Here is a 22,269-nt window from a genome sequence, read left to right on the forward strand (position 1 = left end):
CGGTCCGCTTTTCCCGACCGCTCGCTTCCTTTATGGTCGCCGGACCCCAACAGACAGCGAGTCGACCATGATTTCCGAAACCGTATATGCCGAGCTTTCCACCGTTCTAGAGGGTCGGATCAGCCGATCCAAGTCCGAACTGGACCAGCACGGGCTGTCGGAGACGTGGTTTCCGCCGACCCCACCGGAGGCCGTGGCCTATCCCGAGACCACCGAAGAGGTCTCCGAACTGATGAAGATTTGTCACGCCCATGAGGTCCCGGTGACAGGCTTTGGCGCGGGCACGTCTCTGGAGGGCCAGACGCTTGCGGTGAAGGGCGGTCTCGTCGTGGACTTCTCGCGGATGAACCGGGTCATCCGGGTCAACGACGCGGATATGGACGCGGTCGTCCAGCCCGGCATCACCCGCGAGGCGCTCAATGTCGAGCTTCGGACCACGGGGCTGATGTTTCCGGTCGATCCGGGGGCCAATGCAAGCCTTGGCGGCATGGCGATGACGCGGGCCTCGGGGACGACGGCGGTGAAATACGGCACGATGAAGGAAAATGTCATCGGGCTCGAGGTGGTGCTGGCCGACGGGACGGTGATTCACACCGGTTCGCGGGCGCGCAAATCGGCCTCGGGTTATGATCTCACCTCGCTTTTCGTTGGCTCCGAAGGCACGCTGGGCCTGATCACGGAAATGACCGTGCGGCTTCATGGTCAGCCGGAGGCGATCTCCGCCGCCGTTTGTTCGTTTGACGAAATCAGCCCCGCGGTGCAGGCCGTAATCGCCACCATTCAGGTCGGGCTGCCGATGGCGCGGATCGAATTTCTCGATGCGGAAAGCGTCGACGCGGTGAACAAATATTCCGGTGCCGATTTCCCGCTCAAACCGCATCTCTTCGTCGAGTTCCACGGCTCGGAGAGCGGAGTGGCCGAACAGGTCGAGATGTTCGGCGAGATCGTGCATGAATTCGGTGGTTCGGATTTCCAATGGGCCTCGAAAGCGGAGGATCGCAACGCGCTCTGGACCATGCGTCACCATGCCTATTGGGCCTGTCTGGCGCTCCGGAAAGGCGCGAAGGCGGTGGTGACGGATATTTCCGTGCCGATCTCGAAACTGGCGCAGGCGGTGGAGGAAACCGCGGCGGATATTGCGGCTTCGCCCATCGACGGGCCGATTCTCGGCCATGTCGGCGACGGCAATTTCCATGCGATCCTGCTGGTCGACCCGAACGACGCCGAAGAGATCAAGCTGGCGAAAGATCTGGCGCATCGCATGGCCGAACGCGCGCTGGCGCTCGGCGGCACGATCACCGGCGAACATGGCATCGGCATGGGCAAGAAAAGCCTTATGGCAGAGGAACATGGCGCGGCCTGGGGCCTCATGGGGCAGATCAAGGCGGCGATGGACCCGAAGAACATCCTAAATCCGGGCAAGATGGTGCCCTGAGCCGCGTTCCGCAAGAGAAAGCAGGCGCGAAAAGGTCCCCCCTTTCGCGCCGTTTTCGTGAAACAAAGCCACTCGGAATATGCGGGCAGCTTAGCAAGACATCATTAAACTTCCGTGAAAATGCGACGGGCGACCTGTTCAACACGCCCAAAGCGCTCAGGTTAAGTCAGCGTGCCAAAAGCGCACGGGCCGCCTCACGCGCCGCTTCCGTGATCGTGTCGCCCGAGAGCATCCGCGCCAGCTCATCAATCCGGTTGTCCGCATCGAGCGGCGTCACCTCGGACAACGTCATCCCCGCCTCGACCCGTTTCGCGACGCGCCAGTGATGACCGCCAAGGGCCGCGACCTGCGGGCTGTGGGTGACGACGAGCACCTGCCCCTCGTCCGAGAGCGCCTTGAGGCGGCGGCCTACGGCATCGGCGGTCGCGCCACCGACGCCGCGGTCGATCTCGTCGAAAATCATCGTCACACCGGTCTGATCGCGGGTGAGACAGACCTTGAGCGCCAACAGGAAGCGCGACAGCTCACCGCCCGAGGCGATCTTGTTCAAAGGCCCCGCGGGCGCCCCGGGGTTGGTCGCCACGGTGAAGGCCACGGCGTCACGACCTTCGGGGCCCGGTTCGCCGGGGGTGATCTCGGTCGCAAACACCGCCCGCTCCATCTTGAGCGGAGCCAGTTCGCGGCCCATCATCGCGTCGAGCTCCTGCGCCGCTTTCATGCGGGCCTCGGTGAGCGCCATGGCGGCGGCGTCATAGGCAGATTCGGCGTCACGTACGGTTTTGCCAAGCTTCGCCAGATCGCCTTCCCCGCCATCGAGGGCGGCGAGTTTCTCTCGCAGACCGTCGGCAAAGGAGCCAAGCTCGTCGGGCAGTACATTGTGTTTGCGCGCGAGACCGCGAATGGCGAAAAGCCGCTCTTCGACCCGCTCCAACTCATGCGGATTGAATTGCAATGCTTCGATACAATCCTCGACGCCCGCTTGCGCCTCCGCCAGTTCGTTGAGCGCCCGGCCCAGCGCGTCGATCGCCGCGTCCAGCCGCCCGTCGGCGCGATCAGACGCCCCTTCGAGCCATTTCAGCGCATCCGTCAACATCCCTTCGCCGCCATCGTAGGACAGGGCCTGATGGGCTTTCGCCACATCGCCAGCGATCTTTTCCGCCGATTGCATCAGCCGGCGTTCGGCGTCGAGTTTGGCCTCCTCGCCCGGCTCCGGGTTCAGCCCGTCAAGCTCGCCCACCGCATGACGAAGGAACTCTTCCTCGGATTTCAAGGCGGCCTGCCGGGTCTCAGCCTCGGCAAGCGCTTTGCGTGCGGCACTTAGGGCTTTCCAAGCGCCGCGCGATGTTTCCAGAAGCGGCGCCATGCCGCCGAAGGCATCGAGCAAAAGCCGGTGCCCGCGCGGGTTCAGAAGCCCGCGGTCGTCATGTTGACCATGCAATTCCACGAGAACGTCGGACAGCCGCCGCAGCACATCGCCCGAGACCCGCCGATCATTGACCCATGCAGTCTTGCGCCCGTCCGCCGTATTGACCCGGCGCAGGATCAGCTCACCGTCGTCGGTGTCCATGCCCAGCTCGGCCAGAACCTCTTCGGCATCGTGGCCTCTCGGCAGATCGAACACCGCCGTGACCTCGCCCTGCGCCGCGCCCGTGCGCACTAGATCGGCGCGCCCGCGCCAGCCGAGGACAAAGCCGAGACTGTCGAGGAGGATGGATTTGCCCGCGCCGGTCTCGCCGGTCAAGACATTGAGACCCGGCTGAAATTCCAATTCCAGCCGGTCGATGATCAGCATGTCCCGGATGTCGAGACTTCTCAGCATGGGGGTCTGAGCCTCAGAGCCATTCGCCGCGGATCATCTGACGATAGATCGCGCCAAGCCAGTTGTTCTCGAAGACTTTCGGTTCCAGCCCCTGCCCGGTCAGCAGCTTGTAGCTGTGCTGATACCATTCGGAGGACTGGTAGTTGTGACCCAGAATCGCGCCTGCGGTCTGTGCCTCTTCGGTGAGACCCAGCGACAGGTAGCTTTCGACCAGACGATGCAACGCCTCCGGCGTATGCTGGGTGGTCTGGAACTGTTCCACCACCACACGGAAACGATTCACGGCGGCAGTGTAATGTTTCTTTTTCAGATAATAGCGCCCGATCTCCATTTCCTTCGCCGCGAGGTGGTCGAAGGCGAGATCGAATTTCAGGATCGCGGAGCGGGCATATTCGCTGTTGGGATAGCGTTCAATGACCACACGCAGCGCCTGCAGCGCCTGGAAGGTGAGGCCCTGATCGCGCCCCACGTCGTCGATCTGGTCGTAATAGGACAGGGCCAGCAGATACTGGGCATAGGCGGCATCTTCGTCCGCCGGGTAGAAGTCGAGGAAACGCTGTGCCGCAACACGGGCGTTCTCATAATCCTTGTCGCGGTGATAGGAGAAGGCCTGCATGATCAACGCGCGCTTGGCCCAGTCGGAATAGGGATAAAGCCGCTCCACCTCGCCGAAATAGAAGGCCGCATCGCCGAAATCCTTTTGCGTGATCTCGAACTCGGCCCGCTCATAGATGTCATCCGCCGGATAGCCCTCGAGGTTCTCGCGCGGCGAATAATTCCCGCAGGCCGTCAGAAAAGCCATGGAAACACCGAGCGTTAAAGCCAGTTTGCCTGTTTTACATGCCGTCATGAAAGGCCCTACCCTCACCGTTCACCGCCCGTTTGACCGGGTCGTGTCCACACTCCTAGCACAGAAAAATCCGGTGCAAAACGCCTTAACGGCGGAAAAGTCATCACGGCATGGAGAGTGTGCTTTGTGCGGCCAGTTTGCCCCCTGGCCTTCCCCCTGCCTCGCCCCGGTTTCCCCGCCCGGACGCACCGGGCATGGGGAGGGAGATCAGGCGCAGACCGCCAGATCGGCAGGGCTGACGCCCGCGCCGGGAAGCCGCGCGGCGGTGGCCGCATCGACGGTGACGAAAGCCCAGGCACCGGGCGTGTCGAACAGCTTGCGCAGAAGCTTGTTGGTCACCGCATGGCCCGCCTTTTCGCCGACATAACGGCCAAGGATCGGCGCGCCCGCAAGGTAGAGATCGCCCAGAGCGTCGAGCATCTTGTGACGCACCGGCTCGTCATCATGGCGCAGACCGCCCGGAGAAAGCACCGCATCGCCATCGACCACCACGGCGTTCTCGAAGGTGCCACCAAGGGCCAGACCGTTTTCGCGCATGTAATCGACGTCCGCCTTGCGGCAGAAGGTGCGACAGTTCGACAGTTCGCGGACGAACGCACCATTGGCCATCACCAGATGCTTGTCCTGAACGCCGATCGCCGGGTCGGCGAAGTCGATGTGAAAGTCGATCTCCATCGTCTCGGACGGCTCGAGACGGGCGCGCGCCGTGTCGGTGACAAGCTCGACGGGCTTGAGGATTTTCAGCGCGCGGGTCGGGCCGTCCTGACGGCGCAGACCGGCGGCGAGAATAGCGTCGACGAAGGGCGCGGCAGAACCGTCGAGAATCGGCACTTCCGGCCCGTCGACGGTGATCACCGCATTGCCGATGCCACAGCCCGCAAGCGCGGCCATGATGTGTTCGATGGTCGAAAGCTCGACCCCCTCGTCGTTGCGGATCAGCGTGCAAAGCTGAGAGGGAACGACCGCGTCCCAACGCGCCGGGATCAGCGCATCGCGGGTGTCCGACGCATCGGCTTCGATGTCGGACCGCAGGAAGGTGATGCCGCTGTTGGCGGGCGCTGGCAGGATATCCATGCGCACGGGGGCGCCGGAGTGGAGCCCCACACCGTCGAAGCGAATTCGTTTTGCAACTGTGCTCTGCACCACCGGCCTCACAATCTTTCAATCTTGTTGCGCATCGGAGTTCGCGGACAGATTTGGGTTTCTCCGCGCCGACGCGTCTTGTTAACCCGCACCTAACCAATCCGGTTCACCAAGCTCAACTCAATCTTTGTAACCGATTGAAACATGGTCACGCGGAGAGAGGCAAAAACCCGCGCACATCTTTGCCGAAACGCGGCAACTCCCTTGAAACAAAAGAAAAAGGCCGCCTTCTGGCGACCTTTCAAATGCTGCAATCTTCGTGAATGTGATCTTGAGACCGGGGCCTCAAAGCGCTCCACTCACGGATTTATGTCAGTTCGCCTGACGACGCAGGAAGGCCGGGATTTCGATCTTTTCCTGCTCCGGGTTCGGATCCTGATCCTCGTCATAGGCCTGATGCACCTGCGGGCGGACCTGCGGCTGGGCACCGAAACGGGCCTGCGGCTGCGGTGCCGCGGAACGGGCTTCCGGCTCATTGTGCCCGGTCATGCGTCCGATCAGCGAGTTGATCCCGAAGCGACCACCCTTGGCTTCCGCGGCGGGCTGCTGATGCTGCGGCGCGGGCTGGTGCTGCTGCGGACGCATGTCGGCCCGGGGCTGTTTCGACACGGCGGCCTGCAGACGGGCCAGAGCCTCCGGCGAAGGCGTGCCCGGTGCGGGAGCGCGCGGAGCAACGAAGCTTTCGGCTTCGGGCTCGTGCATCGCCGGTTGCGGCATCGGCTGCGGACGCGGCTGATAGGCGGGCGGCGGCAGATCGTCGTCGAGCGCACGGAACTCTTCGCGGCGCTCTTCACGACGGTGGCTTTCCTGCGGATCGAACACGTCGAGGGTCGGCTGAGCCGGTTCGGCCGCATGTTCCACCGCAGCGGCGGCTGCGACGGCGGCGGGCGCGGCCTGCTCCATCTTCTCTTCGACCACATCCGGGGTTTGCAGCGGCTCGGCCAGACGGCGACGCGGCACCGGCATTTCTTCGAGCGTCGTGCGGGCGTCAATGCCCGTGGCCACCACGGAGACGCGCATCGCGCCGTCCATATCGGTGTCCAGCGTGGAGCCGACGATGATGTTGGCGTCCGGATCGACCTCTTCACGGATGCGGTTCGCGGCTTCGTCCAGTTCGAACAGGGTCAGGTCGTAGCCACCGGTGATGTTGATCAGCACGCCTTTCGCGCCTTTGAGCGAAATCTCGTCGAGGAGCGGGTTGGCGATGGCTTTTTCGGCGGCCTGAATGGCGCGATCTTCGCCGGTCGCATCGCCCGTGCCCATCATCGCCTTGCCCATTTCGTCCATCACGGAACGTACATCGGCGAAGTCGAGGTTGATGAGGCCCGGACGGACCATCAGGTCGGAGATGCCCTTGACGCCTTGGTAAAGCACGTCATCGGCCATGGAGAAGGCCTCGGTGAAGGTGGTTTTCTCGTTGGCGAGACGGAACAGGTTCTGGTTCGGAATCACGATCAGCGTGTCGACCATCTTCTGAAGCTGATCGACGCCCTCGTCGGCCTGACGCATGCGTTTCGCGCCTTCGAACTGGAACGGCTTGGTCACGACGCCGACGGTCAGCACGCCCAGTTCACGGGCAGCCTGCGCGATGATCGGAGCGGCGCCTGTGCCAGTGCCACCGCCCATGCCGGCGGTGATGAAGCACATGTGGGCCCCTGCCAGGTGATCGACGATCTGTTCGATGCTCTCTTCGGCAGCCGCCGCGCCGACGGAGGGGCGCGCACCGGCGCCAAGACCCTCGGTCACTTTCACACCCATCTGGATGCGGTGTTGCGCCTTGGCGTGTTGCAGCGCCTGCGCGTCGGTGTTCGCCACGACGAAATCGACGCCTTCAAGCTGCTTCTCGATCATGTTGTTGACCGCGTTGCCGCCAGCACCACCGACACCAAACACCGTGATTTTCGGTTTCAACTCGTCCCGCTCGGGCATCGTCAGATTCAAAGCCATGAGTACCGCCTGTGTTCTTTTAGCTGTTGTGCTCAGGGTCGTCGCACCTTCTGCACGCTTCCCCGACTGTCCCCACCCCTGAATCGGGGCAAAATTCACCTATTCACGATAAATCCTATGGGGTTTCGCCCGTCTCGTCATCCCCAAAACATGAGATTGCCACAAAATATGGGGATACGGCCCGCTTATTTAGGCGGGATTTTGCGCAAAACGGCAGATTTAGGGGATAGATTCCGACAGAACCCAAGAGCACGCATCACGAACGCGCGCCCGAAGCCTCACGGGCTTCGCCTTTCAACCATCATGCCGGGGCCCTGCTCGACCACTCTCCTGCGCGTCGCGAGGCGGAGACTTTGTTATGGCAAACCCTAACACAGCCCCCCGCCCGGCCGCAATCTCTTACCAGTTGTCCTTGAACCAGCGCATCGCGCGTTTGAGCGAGCGCGCCGGGTAGCGTTCGGCGGGAATCTCGAAATCCCACCATTCGTCTTGCGGATTGGCCGCGAAGAGGCACAACCCGACGGCAGAGGCAAAGGCCGCGCCGGTCGCAGCCTGCGGCAGGCCCTGAACCCGCAGGGGGCGGCCAATGCGCACATTCTGACCGAGGATCTTCGGCGCCAGCGTGTCCAGGCCGGGGATTTGCGAACCGCCGCCGGTCAGCACGATCTGCTGGCTGGGCATGTGCTCGAACCCCGCCGCATCGAGACATTCGCGCACGCCTTCGAGGATTTCCTCGACGCGCGGGCGGATGATGCCGATCAGTTCGGCGCGCGACACGGTGCGACGGTCTTTCTCCCAATCGCCGCAATCGCTGCCCACTTCGATCATCTCGCGGTCATCCATGCCGGTGGCGACAAGCCCGCCGTAAAAGGTCTTGATCCGCTCGGCGGTGGCAAAGGGAATTTGCAGCCCCATGGCAATGTCGGAGGTCACATGCTCGCCGCCCATGCGCACGCTATCGGCATAGATCATGTGTTTCTTCATGAAGATCGACACATCGGTCGCGCCACCGCCGAGATCGACACAGGCCGCGCCCAGCTCCTGCTCATCCTCGACGAGGGCGGAAATGCCGGAGACATAAGCGCCCGAGGCCAGCCCCGCGACTTCGAGATCGCAACGCTTGATACAGTACAGAAGGTTCTGGATCGTCGCCGTGTCCACCGTCAGCATATGCATGTCGACGGCAAGGCTCTGGCCGATCTGACCGCGCGGGTCCTTGAGGCCGGAGCGGTGGTCGAGCTGGAAGTTCACCGGCTGGGCGTGCAACACTTCGCGATGGGTGCCGTACTCCGGCACGTCGGAGGAGGCGAGCACGCGGGCGACGTCCTGTTCGGACACGGTGTCATATTCCACATCCACCTGCCCCGCGATGCCGTAGGAGCGCGGGCTGCCGCCGGAGAAACAGGCGATGACGTGGTCGACCCGGGTCTGCGCCATTTTCTGGGCGGCCTGAACCGCGGTACGGATCGCGCGTTCGGTCTCCGGCATGGAATCGATCTCGCCGAAACGCACCCCGCGCGAGCGCGTGGTGGCGGCCCCGATGACGCGGAAGGACGACTGACCGGCCAGCGCCCCGACCCCATCGCCGCCCATGAAGCGTTCGCCGTCGAAGCGCAACACCAGACAGGCAATCTTGGAGGTGCCGACATCGAGAATGGCGATCACGCCACGCTGCAGAGCGGCCTTGCGCATGTTCCGCATGGCCCGCTGGGCCTCGTACAAATCGGTCATCTGTAAGACACTCCAAGTTCGACGCCGCGCAGGCGCTTGAGTTCGTCCTGAGCGGCCTCGGTCAGCCGCACTGTCGGTCGGGTCGGGCGGCGCATGTCGACGCTTGCGACATCGCGGCCCAAAAGGTCTTTCGCCTGATCGAGCGCCACCACCTGCGCCAGCGCGCCGAGCGGGTTCTCTTCCGGCAGCATGATCACCTGATCGCGGTCCAGAACGACGTTCCAGCGCCGCTCGCCCACGCGCACCAGCCCGCGCATCCGCGGCAGAAGCGGACCGGCGGACTTGAGAAGTGCCAGCGCCTCGACCACCGCGCGCTCCGCGCCCTCGCCCGCGATCAGCGGCAGGTCGGGCCGGTCGCCCCGATGCGGCAATTCCGCCACCCGGTGGCCTTCGGCATCGAGCATTTCGAGCCCGGCGGAAGAGCGCCAGATCACGGCGGGGGTGCGTTCGGTGATGTCGATCTGAAGAATGCCGCCCGCACGCACATGCAGCCCGGCGGACGCGACGGCGTCGAGATCCTCGATCTGCTCGAGCATTTCCGGCAGATCGAGATCGAAGGAGGAAATCGGGAAATCCACCGCAGCAATCTCGCGAATGTCCTCGGCCAGAGGTGCGGAGGCACCGTCAATCGCCATGAGTTTCACCATGAACTCGGGACGGTTCTGGATCTCGCTTTTCCACAGCGCGATCTGATCGGTGAAAGCGGTACGGTTGTCCTCGGACGCGAACCACAGCCCGACGCAGGCCGCCACGGCCGCCATCGGCGCGATGCGGCGCAGGAAGAAACGAAAGGACGGCGTGAGCCAGAGCCGGTTCATCCGGTAAGCGGCGCGCGACGGCGCCGGGTCACGAGGGCGCTGAGGGGCGGCCTCCGTGTCCCCCCGGCGGGCCCGGATCGCACGGGCCACGGCCTCGGAGACACGGGCAGAGCCGCCTGCGGTCGGGCCTTTGGCAAACTCGATCGGATCTACCGGTCGCATGAGGCGTCCTCCACCATCCAGGCACAGAACTGACCGAAGCTGATGCCGCTTTTTTGCGCCTGTTCCGGCGACAGAGAGGTCGGCGTCATCCCCGGCTGGGTGTTGGTTTCCAAAAGCACGAGACCGTCGATGCCGCGGGCTTCGTCCCAGCGGAAATCGGTACGCGACAGGCCGCGGCAACCGAGCGCCTTGTGGGCACGCAGCGCATAGTCCTGACAGGCGGCGGTGATCTCGGCGGGGATCTCGGCCGGGCAGACATGGCGCGAACCGCCCGCCTTGTATTTGGCGTCGTAATCGTACCAGCCGTCGGTGAGGATATCGGTGACGGAAAGCGCCTTGTCGCCCATCACGGAGCAGGTCAGCTCGCGGCCCGGCGCATAGGCTTCGACCATCACGACGGCAGGCATGTCTTCCGACAGGCGCGGCGCGTTGGAGCCTTCGCGCACGATATAGACCCCCACAGACGAGCCTTCGTTATAGGGTTTCACCACATAGGGCGGGTCCATCACATGACCGGCTTCGACCTCGAGACGCGAGGCCAGCGTGGAGGGCACGACCGGCAGACCGGCGGCACGGTAGACCTCTTTGGTCTTTTCCTTGTCCATGGCGAGGGCCGAGGCCAGCACGCCGGAATGGGTGTAGGGGAGGCGCAGCCATTCCAGAAGCCCCTGCACACAACCGTCTTCGCCGAACCGGCCATGCAGCGCGTTGAACACGACATCGGGCTGACACGCGGCCAATTGCGCGCACAGATCCTCGCCCGCGTCGATCTCAACAACTTCGAATCCTTCACCCCGAAGCGCCTTGGCGCATTCCAGACCGGAGGACAAAGACACTTCGCGCTCTGACGAAGGCCCGCCCTTGATCACGGCCACTTTCGGGGACTGCCTGCTCGACATGTCCACTCGCCTCAATATGGGATCGTCTTTTGCGACCCGCTCCATTTTGGGTCGTCTAGCGCGACCCTTTGAAAAACGCCCCGTTTCGGGATCTGTCTTCACGCCCTGCTCAGGACGCTGTTCCAGCTCTTATGCGCCGGACTGCTGTGCTTCGGCAAGACCGTCCGGGATCGGATCGCCGGAAAATTCACCGATGCGTTTGATTTCCCATTGTAACGTGAGACCCGCGTTTTGAAATACCTTTTTTCGCACCGTTTCTCCCAAAAGCTCGAGATCGTGCGCGGTGGCCACACCGGTGTTGATCATGAAGTTGGAATGTTTTTCGCTCATTTGTGCCCCGCCGATGGAAAAACCCCTGAGCCCGGCCTCGTCGATCACCTTCCAGGCCTTGAGATCGTGCACGTCATCGGCGCGCCCTGTCGAACTGAATCCCGCCGGGTTGCGAAAGGTCGAGCCCGCGCTGCGCTCCTTGACGGGCTGCGTGGCGTCGCGTTTGGCAAGCTGGTCGTCCATGCGGGAGTTGAGCATCTCGGGATCGGCGCTCTCGGCCTCAAACGTGGCTTCGACGATGACCCAGCCTTCGGGCAGGTCGGTCTGGCGATATTGGAAGCTCAGGTCTTCGGCGGTGAGCGTCACCAACTCCCCTGCCCGCGTCACGGCCCTGGCCGAGACGAAATGATCGGCGACATAGGAGCCGTAGCAGCCAGCATTCATCCGCACAGCGCCACCGATGGCACCTGGGATGGTGCGCAGGAAAGTCAGGTCGAGCCCGGCCTCGGCGGCCTTGCGCGCCACATGAGCGTCGAGCGCCGCGACACCTGCGGTCACGCGATTGCCCTCGATCCCAATGCCGTTAAAGCCCCGCCCCATGCGGATCACCACGGCCCGAATGCCGCCATCGCGCACGATCAGGTTCGACCCCACGCCCATCGGAAAAACCGCAACGGAGGGATCGAGCGCGGCAAGAAATCCCTGCAAATCCGCAAGATCGGCAGGCTGAAACAACGCATCCGCCGGCCCGCCCACACGCAGCCACGTGAGATCGGAAAGCGTCCGGTTCTCGGTCAGCTTGCCACGGGTTTCGGGATAGATCATTCCGCAGGGTCCTTTGCCAATGTGCGCCGCATCCACCGGCCCAGATACACCACAGGCCAGCGCAGGATCGAGACGCCCGCCGCGAAGACAAAAAGCCCGATCCATGGACCGTTCTCATAGGTGACAAATCCTAGAAGAGGAACCCCCAGCGCAATCAGCGCATAGGCCGCAGGCCAGTGATTGCGTCGCGAGGGAAACATCGCGATCACATTGGCGAGCACCGCCCAGAGACAGGCAAGGGTGAGGGACAGAGTCATGCGGCCTACTTCCTGGTTCGCCGCACAAGTCGCCTCCACAGCACCTTGAGCGGCTTTCGAAACAAAGACACGGCAGCAGCGAAACCGAGCAACACCGGCAGGTATCCATGCACCCGACCGGTCCAGAGAAGCACCACGGGCAGCACGAGCAAAAGCGCCAATCCGGGGAGAATCTGATAGCGCAAGGGTAACGGAGCGAGGGCCATGGTGGCAAGCGCCCAAATTGCGAGCGCCACCAATGGTTCCTGCAACAGGGTCACGACACGCCTCCGAGGGCGAAGGCCAGAAGCGCCAGAACGGCGAAGACCAGGCCCGCCACGGGCACCCAGTCCGCAATACGGAAGGGCGCCTGCGGGGTGCGGCGCTTCAACAGGATGAGCGCGCCGTTCACCAGAGCGAAGACGACCAGAAGGATCGTCGAGGTCACCCCCGCGAGATCGGCGACCGGCAAGGCGAGGCTCGCCCCCAGAACCGCCCCCCCGATCAGCAGCGTGGCCAGAACCGGCGTGCCAAAACGCGGATGGGCGTGATGGAACAGGCCCAGAAAACCGCCGCGTTTGCCAAGACCGAAGAGCACACGGGCCGCCATGACGATCTGCGCCAGCACACCGTTCAGCGCGGCGGCAACGGCGATGGCGGAGAGCACGGCCACCGGCCCGCCGCCCGCTTCGAAAACCAATGCGAGCGGGCGCTCGGAGCCGACGAGATTTTCGAGCGGCACGGCACGCACGGCGGTGATGGTGACACCGGCATAAAGCAGCGTCGTGATGACCAGAGAAGCGATGATGGCAATGGGGAGAGTGCGTTCGGGGCGCTTGACCTCCTCGGCCATATTGACGATGTCTTCGAACCCGATGAAGGCAAAAAAGGCCAGCGTCGCGGCCACCCCGATGCCCGGGAAATACGGCTCTGCGGGGCTGAGGAAATCCGGGGAGACCGGAGCATGCCAACCGGACCAGATCACCAGTGCCAGCCCGCCGACCTCGACCACGGTAAACAGCGCCGCAACGGCGAGGCTCTCCAACACCCCCACCAGGGCGACCGCGATCAGCGCGAGGCCGAGCCCCACCACGGCAACGGCGAATGGGACATCGACGACCCCGATGAGATAGCCTGCCCCGCCCCTGAGCACCGCCGCCGCCGACAGGGTGCCCCCCGCGACGATGGCGAGCCCGACGAGCAGGCCGAGAAAACGCGATCCGGTTCCCGCCTCGACATAGGCCGCCTCGCCCGCCGCCTCGGGGATACGGGTGGACAATTCGGCATAAGAGAGCGCGGAGGGCGCGGCGATCAGCCCGGCCAAAAGGAAGGCCAGGGGCGCGTAAAGCCCGGCCTCGGCCGCGACCGTGCCGACGAGCACGTAAATCCCCGCCCCGACCATGACGCCCACGCCGTAAGCCGTGAGCAATCCGGGGCCAATGCGGCGTTTGAGTTGGGAAGCTTGGGGTTTGGGGGACATGAGAGTGCCTCAACAGGGACGACATAAGCCGAGAGTATCAACTTCAACCGGCCTTGTATCTGAGATGGCGCAAAAGCTTTCGAGCGCCGCGTCCGAGAGCGAAAAACAACAGTGCTGAAACCGCATTATAGATCAGCACGCGCGGCCACATAAACAAGGCGTAAGCGGCATAATACTGCATATCCAAGATCGCATCGACCGAAAGCACCCCGAACCTGACCCAAAGAAGCCCAAGACAGAAGAGCACCCCCCAAGGCAGAAGCAGCGCCAAGAGCCCGCGTTTCGTCCGCACCTGTGAAAAGGCCATGAACAGCCCCGTGAGACCACCCAGTCCGCAAAAGATCAGAACAATGATCAGCCGCTCCATGTGAGGCTCACCTTTCTCATCACACGACCTGTCGGAATATGTGTGCCCCCACAGACGCGGACCTCACATGACACGGCCTGCGATGCTCAGCCTTTCGACAGGCGCTCGGGCAGGTTATGCGCCCAAGCCGAGATGGTCCCGGCCCCGAGGCAGACAACCATGTCGCCGGGACGGGTCTGTTCGCGCACCAGCCGTTCGAGATCGTCTTCGCAGGTCACCGCACGGGCGTGGCGGTGGCCGTGACGGATGAGACCGGCCACAAGATCGTCGCGGGACGCGCCGGGGATCGGCTCCTCGCCTGCGGCGTAAACCTCGGCGATGCCGACGACATCGGCTTCGTTGAAACAGGTGCAGAAATCGTCGAACAGGCTATGCAGACGCGAGTAGCGGTGCGGCTGATGCACGGCGATGACGCGCCCCTCGGAGGCCTGACGCGCGGCTTTCAGAACGGCCGCGATCTCGACCGGGTGGTGGCCGTAATCGTCGATGATGGTGACGCCGTTCACCTCACCCACACGGGTGAAGCGCCGGTTGACGCCGCCGAAAGCGGCCAGCGCTTTTTTGATCTCTTCGGCTTTCATCCCGAGATGACGCGCCACAGCAACGGCGGCCAAAGCATTGGACACGTTGTGATCTCCGGGCATGGGCAGGGTGCAACCTTCGATCACCATATTGTCGGCGGCCAGAACGATGTCGAAATGCGCCACACCTTTCTTGTAGGTCAGATTGACAGCACGCACATCGGCCTGAGCATTGAACCCGTAGGTGACGACGCGGCGGTCGGTGATCCTGCCGACGAGGCTCTGAACCTCCGGGTGATCCGTGCAGCAGACCGCGAGGCCGTAGAACGGAATGCCGGAGACGAAATCGTAGAAGCCCTGACGCAGGTTCTCGATCGTACCCCAGTGTTCCATGTGCTCAGGGTCGATGTTGGTCACGATGGCGATGGTGGCGGGCAGACGGTTGAACGTGCCGTCGCTCTCATCGGCCTCGACGACCATCCAGTCGCCCTGCCCCATCCGGGCGTTGGAGCCGTAAGCGTGGATGATGCCGCCGTTGATCACGGTCGGGTCGATGCCGCCCGCGACGAGCAATTCAGCGACGAGCGTGGTGGTCGTGGTCTTGCCGTGGGTGCCCGCGATGGCGACGTTGGATTTCAGGCGCATCAGCTCGGCCAGCATCTCGGCGCGGCGTACCACCGGCAGGCCTTTGGCGCGGGCGGTATCAAGCTCCGGGTTGCCGGGTTTGATCGCGCTTGAGATCACCACGACCTCGGCATTGTCCAGATTTTCCGCGCGCTGCCCCTCGTAGATCACCGCACCCAGCGCCTTGAGCCGGTCGGTGATTTTCGACGCTTTCAGATCGGAGCCCTGCACCTGATAGCCATGGTTCAAAAGCACCTCGGCAATCCCCGACATGCCGATGCCGCCAATGCCGACAAAATGGATTGCGCCCATCTCTGTGGGAAGCTTGGTCACGGAAGCGTTCATCTGTTTCGTCTCACTCGTCTGTCGCCCGTTCGGGCCATCATTGTTTGTTGAAGGCCAGCTCTTCGACCAGAGCCGCCAGTTCCTCTGCCGCCATCGGTTTCGAGACCGAAAGCGCGGCATGGGCCATCATCGTTGCGCCCTGCGGGTGAGCCAGCACGTTGTAAATCTGTTCGGCCAGGCTCTCCGGCGTCAGTTGGCTTTCGGGGATCATCACGGCGGCATCTGCTTCGACCAACCCGCGCGCATTGGCGGTTTGATGATCGCCAGCGGCGGCCGCATAGGGGATCAGGATCGACGGACGCCCGATCACGGAAATATCCGCAACGGTCGAGGCGCCGGAGCGGGAGATCACCAGTTGCGCCTCGCTCATCCGGGTCGGGATGTCGTCGAAGAACGGGCGCACATCGGCCTGAATGCCCTGAGTGTGATAGAATTCGGTGACGCGGTCGAGATCTTCGGGACGCGCCTGCTGGCTCACCCGCAGATGCGACAGCATGTGTTCCGGCAGACGCGAGATCGCATCCGGCACTACGTCGGAGAGGATGCGCGCGCCCTGCGAGCCGCCGACGATCAGAAGCTCCATCGGATAATCCCCAGGCGGAATATAGGGCGCAGCGTGTTTTTCAAGCACCGCACCACGCACCGGGTTGCCGACATAATAGCCCTCGACGCCCTGCGGCAGAGTGGTCGGCCATGTGCCGCAGGCGACCGTGTTGACGCGTTTGGCAAAGGCCTGATTGACCCGCCCCAGAACGCCGTTCTGTTCGTGAATCATCCGCGGCAGTTTCAGAAGCGTCGCCGCCGCCACCGCCGGGATCGCCGGGTAGCCACCGAAGCCCACAACGACGGCGGGCTTGTCGGAGACGAATTTGGTGAGCGCCGAAAGCACGCCACCCGCGATGCGAAACGGCACCAGAGCTTTCGCCAGGATGCCGCCGCGCGCGAAGGTGGCCGAGGGCACGGTGTCGATCGCGACCGCTTTCGGGAACGCGCCAGTGTAACGCGCGCCACGGTCGTCGGTCGACAGTTTCACCCGCCAGCCCCGGGCCAGCATCACCTCGGCCAGCGATTGTGCCGGGAACATATGCCCGCCGGTGCCGCCGGCGGCGATGACGAGAAGGGGGGCTTGGGTCATGTCAGTCTCTTTTTGGTCTTGCGGTCGTACGGAGCTCAGCGCCCGCGCCGGATCAGGATGTCGCCGATCTCGCCCTGCGGACGGGTGCGGGTAAAGGCCAGAAGTGCGCCGAGCGCAATGCCCGAGGCGATCACGGACGAGCCACCATATGACACGAACGGGAGAGTCATGCCTTTGGCAGGCAGAAGCCGGACGGCCACGCCCATGTTGATGAAGGCCTGAATGCCGAAAGCACAGGCCAGCCCGGTGCCTGCCAGCCGAATGAACGGATCGCGTTCGCGCAGAAGCCGCCACAGGGACCGCACGGTGATCGTGGCGTAAAGTGCGATGATGATGCCCACAAGGATGAGCCCGTATTCCTCGGCGGCAACGGCGATGATGAAATCGGTATGCGCATCCGGCAGGGACCACTTCACCGTCCCCTCACCTACGCCGACGCCGAAAATCCCGCCCTCGCGAATAGCGTTGGTGGCATAGCCGATCTGGGTCGTGGGGTCGATGGTCGGGTTCAGGAAGCCGTCGATACGACGCGCGAAGTGTTCGGAATTGTGATAGGCGAACGTCCCGCCCGCGACGACCAACCCGGCAATGCCGACAAGCAGCGTCAGAGGCGCCCCGGAGACGAAATACATCACGCCCCAGGCGAAGAGAATGAGCGAGGCCTGACCGAAATCCGGCTGCAACGCCAGCAGGATAACGATGAAAGACGCCAGAAGGAAGGAATACATCCGCCCCGGAGGCCCGCCGATTTCATGGGCGGCGGCCATCAGCCAGGCGGCGGTGATGACGAAGGCGGGTTTGAGGAATTCCGACGGCTGGACCGAAGCGAAACCGAGCGAGAACCACCGGGTCGCGCCTTTGCCGAAATCCGTGCCGAAGAACGGCAGGAGCAAAAGCGACAGCATGGCGATCCCGAAGCCGACCACAGCGACACGACGCACACGCGCCGGGTCCATCATGGTGATGCCGATCATGACGACAAGACCGACACCGCCGAAAAACGCCTGACGTTTGACGTAGTGAAACAGGTCGGTGAAGTGGTTTTTCTCGGCCAGGGGTGGCGAGGCCGCCAGCCCGAGCAAAAGCCCGATGCCAAAGAGAATGAAGACGCAGGACAGCGTCCATTTGTCGATTGTCCGCCACCAACGCGGAAGGATCGGCTCTCCCACGCGCATCGGCGCCGAGCCATACACCATCTCTGTCATGATACCGCCTACATCTGCCTCATGCCCGATTTTCCGGGTCTATACCGATCAGAATAGCGGCATTCGCGCCCGCACGCCACTACAGATTGCGGTCAGACCGATCGGGAGCCGCAGGAAAGCGGGGTTTTGCCCAAAACAGTCTCTCTGCTGCGCCTCTTATGCAAAAACGCGAATTGATCACCGTCATTGATCGTTAACGTGAATCTGCGCATGGTGGCGCTAACCCATCCTCCTTCTTTCCTCCAACCACGGAGAACGCATATGAAAATCGGGATCGTCGGCGCGGGCATGGTCGGCTCGGCCGCAGGCTATGCCATCGCGCTCAAAGGCACCGCGAGCAAGATCGTCTTTGTCGATTACAACGCAGGCCTCGCCCGCGCGCAGGCCGAGGACATCGCCCATGCCGTGCCCTTTGCCTCCTCCACCGTGGTCACGGCGGGCGATTACGCGGAGCTGAAAGGCGCAGGCGTGGTGATCCTCGCCGCTGGCGTCGGCCAGAAACCGGGGGAGAGTCGGCTTGAGTTGTTGACCCGCAACGCCGAGGTGTTCCGCCAGATCATCGGCAAGGTGCTGGACGCCGCGCCCGATGCGATCCTTCTGGTCGCCACCAACCCCGTCGACATCATGACCCAGATCGCCACCCGGCTCTCCGGTCTACCGCCTGCGCGGGTGATTGGATCGGGCACCATTCTGGACACCGCCCGGTTCCGCCATCTGATCGGCGAACATCTGGGCGTGGCGCCGCGCTCGGTCCATGCCTATGTGCTGGGCGAACATGGCGACAGCGAGGTGCTGTGCTGGTCCTCGGCGCGCGCGGGGACGCTCTCCGTCAAGGATTTCGCCGCCCAGATGCGCGTGCCGCTGACCGAAGGCGTCAAGGCGCGCATTGATGATGGGGTGCGTAATGCCGCCTATACGATCATCAACGGCAAGGGCGCGACATGGTATGGCATCGGCGCGGGGCTGGAACGCCTCGTGCGCGCCATCGCCCGCGACGAGCAAACCGTGCTGTCGGTCTCCATCGTAACACCGAAGGTCGAAGGCGTGCAGGACGTCGCCCTGTCGATCCCCCGCATCGTCGGTGCGCAGGGCGTGGTCTCCGACCTGTTCCCCGAACTGGATGACGGCGAACACGAGGCGCTTGGAGCCTCAGCGCGGCTGTTGAAAGAGACGCTGGATGCGTTGGAGTATTGAGCCCTGACCGGCAAGCACTATATCCGGTCGGAGCCACTCTCGCAGGGCTCATCAATATCGAGGAACACGAGAATGCGCCTTTCTATCATTAGTGTTGCTGTGCTGGTCGTTTGGGCCTTGAGCCTCTTGGCCACGTACACCGCCACACGCAACAAATGGCAGGCGCTTGGGGAGGCAAGCGGAGAAATCCACGGGAAAAGCCAGATTCTCTCCGAGCTGTGCGGTTTTGCGGCACCCGGCGGTCTCGATCCCCAGGCCGATCTGCAACTGGACGTGAAGGCCTCAAGTGTGACCCTGACCCGGCGTGACGGGCATGTTGAAATCAGATGTGCACAATGAGTTCCGGCCCAACCTCCGGGTTTCCACTGGTCACAGGCCAAACACCTTGAAACCCAATTTCGAAAGGAAAATTTCATGAAGACTCCCCTTTTCCCCGCAATGCTTCTGGCTGGGCTCGCCACCACTCCGATTGCAGCCCAAACCCCGGCAACATTCGACGAAACCTATTCGGCTTTCGTCGATACGCTGCGCACCCGTTGCACCGGGTTTGAGAACGGTGCATTCGACGCCCCGGCGGAGGCCGTCAGCCGCACCACCGATTTCAACGGCGACGGCATCACCGATCCGATTGTCGAGGAATGGCGGTTTTCCTGCTCCAGTTCCGCCACGATATTCAGCGGCGGAACGGGCGGGAGCTATGTCCACCTCTTCGTCTCTCAGCCCGATGGCGGCTATAGCCGGTTCGAATTTCTGGCCTATGCCGCGATGATCGTCACCCCGCAGGGCCGCCCGGACCGGCCGGTCCTTCTGTTGCCGGAACATGGCACAAATTGTGACGTGACCGCCGAGTCCTGCTATGCCGCCTATGTCTGGTCGGAAACCGGCCGTTTCGTTTCGACCGGCGGTGTGGTCGAGGCCTCGCAATAACCTCACCGGCTTTACGCGTTTCCGGCAGGGTGAGCGTTTCCGCGCGCCCTCACCGGAACGCGGAAGGCGGTGCGCCCAAGTCCCGCTTGAACGCCGCGATAAAGGCTGAGGGACTGGAATAGCCCAGACGTGCGGCCAGATCCGTACTGCTTTCGCCCTGCTCCAACCGTTCCAAAGCGAATAAAATCCGCCGCCGGGCGCGCCAGTCGCGAAAACTCTTGCCGGTTTCCGTCACGAACAATCGCGCGAGCGTGCGCTCCGAGGTGCCGACCTCATGGGCGATCTCGGCAAGGCCGCGGCGCTCTTCCGGATGCTCCAGAAAGATCGACATGGCGGCCACCAGGCGCGGGTCGCGCCCGCCCGGCAGATGCATCGCGGCCGGTTTCAGGCGCCCGATCTCGTCCAAAGCCACCCAGGCCAGCCGACGGGTTTCCGCTTGCGTCAGCCCCCCCTCCATTCTCTGCTCCACCATCCGCTCGACCACCCCGCGCAGCAGAGGAGAGGTCCGCAACACCGTCATCTCCTGCGGCAAACCTGCCCGGCTCACATAGGCCGGCGCGACATAGAGATGATGGGTCAGGACGGCAGATTGCGTGCTGAGTTGATGCTCCACATCGGACGGAATCCAGATCGCGTGTTTGTGCGGGATGATCCAGACATCTTTGCCCGCCTGCAACCGCATCACCCCATTGTAACACATGGCCAGTTGCGCCCTCGGATGGCTGTGCGGTTCGACCGTGTAGCCGCCGGTGAATTGTTCGCGGCGGGCAATCACCGGGCGGCCCGGGGTCAGGTCGAAACCGATCCCCGTGGGTGGCGCATCGGCATTTGGCAGATATTCGACATGATTTGGCATAATGTCGCTCTACCGTATTTCCGACATTTTTTCTACATCTTTCGCAAAAGGTGCAGCCCCCAAAGCCAGCGCCTGTTTTCGCATTCACATCGCAGGACAGCCCATGACCTATTTCCGAGAAGCCGTCATCACGGCCATCACCCTGATCGCGCTTGCGATCGCCATCACGGTTCCCGGCATATTCGCCGCCAACCAGGCACTGATCTTCGCCATCGTCCTCGTGACACTGGGACTTTGGGCCACCGGGCTCGTGCCCGGCTATCTGGCCTCGTTGTTCTTCTTCACGGCGCTTCTGCTACCGGGGCTGGCCGCACCCGACGTGGTGTTCTCGGGCTTCACCTCCACCGCGATGTGGCTGATCATCGCGGGGTTTGTCATCGGGGCGGCGATCACGCATTCCGGGCTTGGCGCGAAGATCGGCGAAGTGGCCCGACCGCATTTGTCGAAAAACTATCCGATGCTGATCGGCGGGCTGATGGTGATCGGCATGGCCTTGGGCTTTGTCATGCCCTCGTCGCTGGGTCGTTCCGCCGTTCTGGTGCCCGTCGGCATGGCGCTGTCCGATATGCTGGGGCTTGAGAAGGGCTCTAAGGGGCGCATTGGTGTGGCGGTGATCATCGCCTTCGGCACCAATATGCCGAGCTTTGCGATCCTGCCGTCGAACATTCCGAACATCGTGCTCTCGGGCATGGCGGACAAGATCTTTGGCATGGAGTTCTCCTATGCCGATTATCTGCTGCTGCATTATCCGGTTCTGGGCGTGTTGAAATCCATCGCTCTGGTGCTTCTGACGCTCTATTTCTTCCCGGCCAAGGTCGAGCCGACACCCATCGAAGTCACCAAGGACACACCCGCCTCCTCGCGCAAGCAAATGATCCTGATGGTGATCCTGCTCGCCACCATCGGCTTCTGGGCCACCGACCAGTTGCACCATATCAACGCCGCCTGGATCGGCCTCGCGGCCACGCTGGTGCTGCTGGTGCCGCGTCTGGGCCTTGTGCCGCCGCCGGTGTTCAAGGGCGCGGTCGATTTCGGCATGCTGATGTTCGTCTCGGGCGCCCTGGCACTTGGCGCCGTGGTCAACAGCTCAGGTCTCGGCGCCATCATCGCCCATCAGGTCGTGGGGGTGCTTCCCTTGGCAGAGGGCCGCGACTTCCTCAACTTCTACTCGCTTTCGACACTCGGCGCGCTGACATCCGTGTTTACCACCATGCCGGGCGTGCCCGCCGTGCTGACGCCTCTGGCCGAAGAACTGTCACAGGCCACCGGATTTTCGCTTGAGAGTGTGCTGATGACCCAGGTCATCGGATTTTCGACGGTGATTTTCCCCTATCAGGTCGGGCCGCTCATCGTCGCCATGGGGCTTGCGGGCGAAAGCACCCGCCACCTGATGAAGATGACCCTTTCGATGGCGGCGCTGACCTTCCTGATCTTCATCCCGCTCGATTACCTGTGGTGGGTGGCTCTGGGCTGGATTTAA

At 63.1% G+C, this 22,269-nt stretch carries 21 protein-coding genes; 5 read left to right on the top strand and 16 right to left on the bottom strand.

Going from position 1 to position 22,269, the window contains the following annotated elements; all coding sequences use genetic code 11:
* Positions 1 to 67 precede the first annotated feature (67 nt).
* Complete coding sequence (locus NH195_RS08380; RefSeq protein WP_066705504.1) at positions 68 to 1,435, top strand: FAD-binding oxidoreductase; 1,368 nt, start codon at positions 68 to 70, stop codon at positions 1,433 to 1,435.
* 166 nt (positions 1,436 to 1,601) lie between these two features.
* On the opposite strand, the gene recN is transcribed toward NH195_RS08380, so the two are convergent.
* The 15 genes from recN to ftsW form a co-directional block, all read right to left on the bottom strand.
* Complete coding sequence (gene recN / locus NH195_RS08385; RefSeq protein WP_066705506.1) at positions 1,602 to 3,254, bottom strand: DNA repair protein RecN; 1,653 nt, start codon at positions 3,252 to 3,254, stop codon at positions 1,602 to 1,604.
* A gap of 13 nt (positions 3,255 to 3,267) precedes the next feature.
* Positions 3,268 to 4,104, bottom strand: coding sequence for an outer membrane protein assembly factor BamD (locus NH195_RS08390; RefSeq protein WP_066705509.1), 837 nt, complete (start codon positions 4,102 to 4,104; stop codon positions 3,268 to 3,270).
* Between the two features lie 207 nt (positions 4,105 to 4,311).
* Entirely contained in the window at positions 4,312 to 5,247 is a 936-nt protein-coding gene (gene lpxC / locus NH195_RS08395) for a UDP-3-O-acyl-N-acetylglucosamine deacetylase (protein ID WP_066705834.1), read from the bottom strand.
* A 312-nt stretch (positions 5,248 to 5,559) separates the two neighbouring features.
* A complete protein-coding gene (gene ftsZ / locus NH195_RS08400) occupies positions 5,560 to 7,194 on the bottom strand; it encodes a cell division protein FtsZ (RefSeq protein WP_066705510.1) in 1,635 nt (544 codons plus the stop codon).
* Positions 7,195 to 7,593: 399 nt separating this feature from the next.
* Positions 7,594 to 8,925 (bottom strand): cell division protein FtsA, encoded by a 1,332-nt coding sequence (gene ftsA, locus NH195_RS08405; protein ID WP_066705511.1) that lies wholly within the window; start codon positions 8,923 to 8,925, stop codon positions 7,594 to 7,596.
* Positions 8,922 to 9,905: a cell division protein FtsQ/DivIB gene (locus tag NH195_RS08410; RefSeq protein WP_081423844.1), complete on the bottom strand. Its 984-nt coding sequence runs from the start codon at positions 9,903 to 9,905 to the stop codon at positions 8,922 to 8,924. The genes ftsA and NH195_RS08410 overlap by 4 nt, the downstream gene beginning before the upstream one ends.
* Positions 9,893 to 10,804: a D-alanine--D-alanine ligase gene (locus tag NH195_RS08415; RefSeq protein WP_202906496.1), complete on the bottom strand. Its 912-nt coding sequence runs from the start codon at positions 10,802 to 10,804 to the stop codon at positions 9,893 to 9,895. The genes NH195_RS08410 and NH195_RS08415 overlap by 13 nt, the downstream gene beginning before the upstream one ends.
* A gap of 129 nt (positions 10,805 to 10,933) precedes the next feature.
* Complete coding sequence (murB, locus tag NH195_RS08420) at positions 10,934 to 11,899, bottom strand: UDP-N-acetylmuramate dehydrogenase (RefSeq protein WP_066705513.1); 966 nt, start codon at positions 11,897 to 11,899, stop codon at positions 10,934 to 10,936.
* Complete coding sequence (locus NH195_RS08425; RefSeq protein WP_066705515.1) at positions 11,896 to 12,156, bottom strand: DUF2484 family protein; 261 nt, start codon at positions 12,154 to 12,156, stop codon at positions 11,896 to 11,898. Before NH195_RS08425 ends, murB begins: the two co-directional genes overlap by 4 nt.
* Positions 12,157 to 12,161: 5 nt before the next feature.
* The gene (locus NH195_RS08430; protein ID WP_157779714.1) at positions 12,162 to 12,392 is read right to left on the bottom strand and encodes a DUF2484 family protein; all 231 of its coding nucleotides are present in this window, start codon (positions 12,390 to 12,392) and stop codon (positions 12,162 to 12,164) included.
* A gap of 20 nt (positions 12,393 to 12,412) precedes the next feature.
* Entirely contained in the window at positions 12,413 to 13,615 is a 1,203-nt protein-coding gene (locus NH195_RS08435) for an APC family permease (protein ID WP_066705519.1), read from the bottom strand.
* Between the two features lie 43 nt (positions 13,616 to 13,658).
* Entirely contained in the window at positions 13,659 to 13,982 is a 324-nt protein-coding gene (locus NH195_RS08440) for a hypothetical protein (protein WP_066705521.1), read from the bottom strand.
* A gap of 86 nt (positions 13,983 to 14,068) precedes the next feature.
* Entirely contained in the window at positions 14,069 to 15,472 is a 1,404-nt protein-coding gene (gene murC / locus NH195_RS08445; RefSeq protein ID WP_066705523.1) for a UDP-N-acetylmuramate--L-alanine ligase, read from the bottom strand.
* Positions 15,473 to 15,509: 37 nt separating this feature from the next.
* A complete protein-coding gene (locus NH195_RS08450) occupies positions 15,510 to 16,607 on the bottom strand; it encodes a UDP-N-acetylglucosamine--N-acetylmuramyl-(pentapeptide) pyrophosphoryl-undecaprenol N-acetylglucosamine transferase (protein WP_066705525.1) in 1,098 nt (365 codons plus the stop codon).
* Positions 16,608 to 16,642: 35 nt separating this feature from the next.
* On the bottom strand, positions 16,643 to 17,812 hold the full coding sequence (gene ftsW / locus NH195_RS08455) for a putative lipid II flippase FtsW (protein WP_066705527.1): 1,170 nt from the start codon (positions 17,810 to 17,812) through the stop codon (positions 16,643 to 16,645).
* Between the two features lie 261 nt (positions 17,813 to 18,073).
* Here ftsW and NH195_RS08460 point away from each other — a divergent pair, with 261 nt between their 5' ends.
* The 3 genes from NH195_RS08460 (at position 18,074) to NH195_RS08470 (ending at position 19,933) form a co-directional block, all read left to right on the top strand.
* Positions 18,074 to 19,006, top strand: coding sequence for an L-lactate dehydrogenase (locus NH195_RS08460; protein WP_066705531.1), 933 nt, complete (start codon positions 18,074 to 18,076; stop codon positions 19,004 to 19,006).
* 72 nt (positions 19,007 to 19,078) lie between these two features.
* Positions 19,079 to 19,345 (top strand): hypothetical protein, encoded by a 267-nt coding sequence (locus tag NH195_RS08465; RefSeq protein ID WP_066705533.1) that lies wholly within the window; start codon positions 19,079 to 19,081, stop codon positions 19,343 to 19,345.
* 75 nt (positions 19,346 to 19,420) lie between these two features.
* Entirely contained in the window at positions 19,421 to 19,933 is a 513-nt protein-coding gene (locus NH195_RS08470) for a hypothetical protein (RefSeq protein ID WP_155846118.1), read from the top strand.
* A gap of 49 nt (positions 19,934 to 19,982) precedes the next feature.
* On the opposite strand, the gene NH195_RS08475 is transcribed toward NH195_RS08470, so the two are convergent.
* Positions 19,983 to 20,789 (bottom strand): AraC family transcriptional regulator, encoded by an 807-nt coding sequence (locus tag NH195_RS08475; protein WP_066705537.1) that lies wholly within the window; start codon positions 20,787 to 20,789, stop codon positions 19,983 to 19,985.
* A 103-nt stretch (positions 20,790 to 20,892) separates the two neighbouring features.
* Between NH195_RS08475 and NH195_RS08480 the strand changes: the two genes are divergently transcribed.
* Complete coding sequence (locus NH195_RS08480) at positions 20,893 to 22,269, top strand: SLC13 family permease (protein WP_066705545.1); 1,377 nt, start codon at positions 20,893 to 20,895, stop codon at positions 22,267 to 22,269.

This window comes from Celeribacter ethanolicus (assembly GCF_001550095.1).
Classification (GTDB): domain Bacteria; phylum Pseudomonadota; class Alphaproteobacteria; order Rhodobacterales; family Rhodobacteraceae; genus Celeribacter; species Celeribacter ethanolicus.

Bases quoted from the DNA above. Each gene is read 5' to 3' on its own strand.
- NH195_RS08380 (WP_066705504.1), top strand. From the start codon at position 68: ATGATTTCCGAAACCGTATATGCCGAGCTTTCCACCGTTCTAGAGGGT.
- NH195_RS08425 (WP_066705515.1), bottom strand. From the start codon at position 12,156: ATGACTCTGTCCCTCACCCTTGCCTGTCTCTGGGCGGTGCTCGCCAAT.
- NH195_RS08450 (WP_066705525.1), bottom strand. From the start codon at position 16,607: ATGACCCAAGCCCCCCTTCTCGTCATCGCCGCCGGCGGCACCGGCGGG.
- murC (WP_066705523.1), bottom strand. From the start codon at position 15,472: ATGAACGCTTCCGTGACCAAGCTTCCCACAGAGATGGGCGCAATCCAT.
- NH195_RS08465 (WP_066705533.1), top strand. From the start codon at position 19,079: ATGCGCCTTTCTATCATTAGTGTTGCTGTGCTGGTCGTTTGGGCCTTG.
- ftsZ (WP_066705510.1), bottom strand. From the start codon at position 7,194: ATGGCTTTGAATCTGACGATGCCCGAGCGGGACGAGTTGAAACCGAAA.
- NH195_RS08390 (WP_066705509.1), bottom strand. From the start codon at position 4,104: ATGACGGCATGTAAAACAGGCAAACTGGCTTTAACGCTCGGTGTTTCC.
- ftsA (WP_066705511.1), bottom strand. From the start codon at position 8,925: ATGACCGATTTGTACGAGGCCCAGCGGGCCATGCGGAACATGCGCAAG.
- NH195_RS08435 (WP_066705519.1), bottom strand. From the start codon at position 13,615: ATGTCCCCCAAACCCCAAGCTTCCCAACTCAAACGCCGCATTGGCCCC.
- NH195_RS08440 (WP_066705521.1), bottom strand. From the start codon at position 13,982: ATGGAGCGGCTGATCATTGTTCTGATCTTTTGCGGACTGGGTGGTCTC.
- recN (WP_066705506.1), bottom strand. From the start codon at position 3,254: ATGCTGAGAAGTCTCGACATCCGGGACATGCTGATCATCGACCGGCTG.
- NH195_RS08460 (WP_066705531.1), top strand. From the start codon at position 18,074: ATGAAAATCGGGATCGTCGGCGCGGGCATGGTCGGCTCGGCCGCAGGC.
- NH195_RS08470 (WP_155846118.1), top strand. From the start codon at position 19,421: ATGAAGACTCCCCTTTTCCCCGCAATGCTTCTGGCTGGGCTCGCCACC.
- NH195_RS08415 (WP_202906496.1), bottom strand. From the start codon at position 10,804: ATGTCGAGCAGGCAGTCCCCGAAAGTGGCCGTGATCAAGGGCGGGCCT.
- ftsW (WP_066705527.1), bottom strand. From the start codon at position 17,812: ATGACAGAGATGGTGTATGGCTCGGCGCCGATGCGCGTGGGAGAGCCG.
- NH195_RS08480 (WP_066705545.1), top strand. From the start codon at position 20,893: ATGACCTATTTCCGAGAAGCCGTCATCACGGCCATCACCCTGATCGCG.
- murB (WP_066705513.1), bottom strand. From the start codon at position 11,899: ATGATCTATCCCGAAACCCGTGGCAAGCTGACCGAGAACCGGACGCTT.
- NH195_RS08410 (WP_081423844.1), bottom strand. From the start codon at position 9,905: ATGCGACCGGTAGATCCGATCGAGTTTGCCAAAGGCCCGACCGCAGGC.
- NH195_RS08475 (WP_066705537.1), bottom strand. From the start codon at position 20,789: ATGCCAAATCATGTCGAATATCTGCCAAATGCCGATGCGCCACCCACG.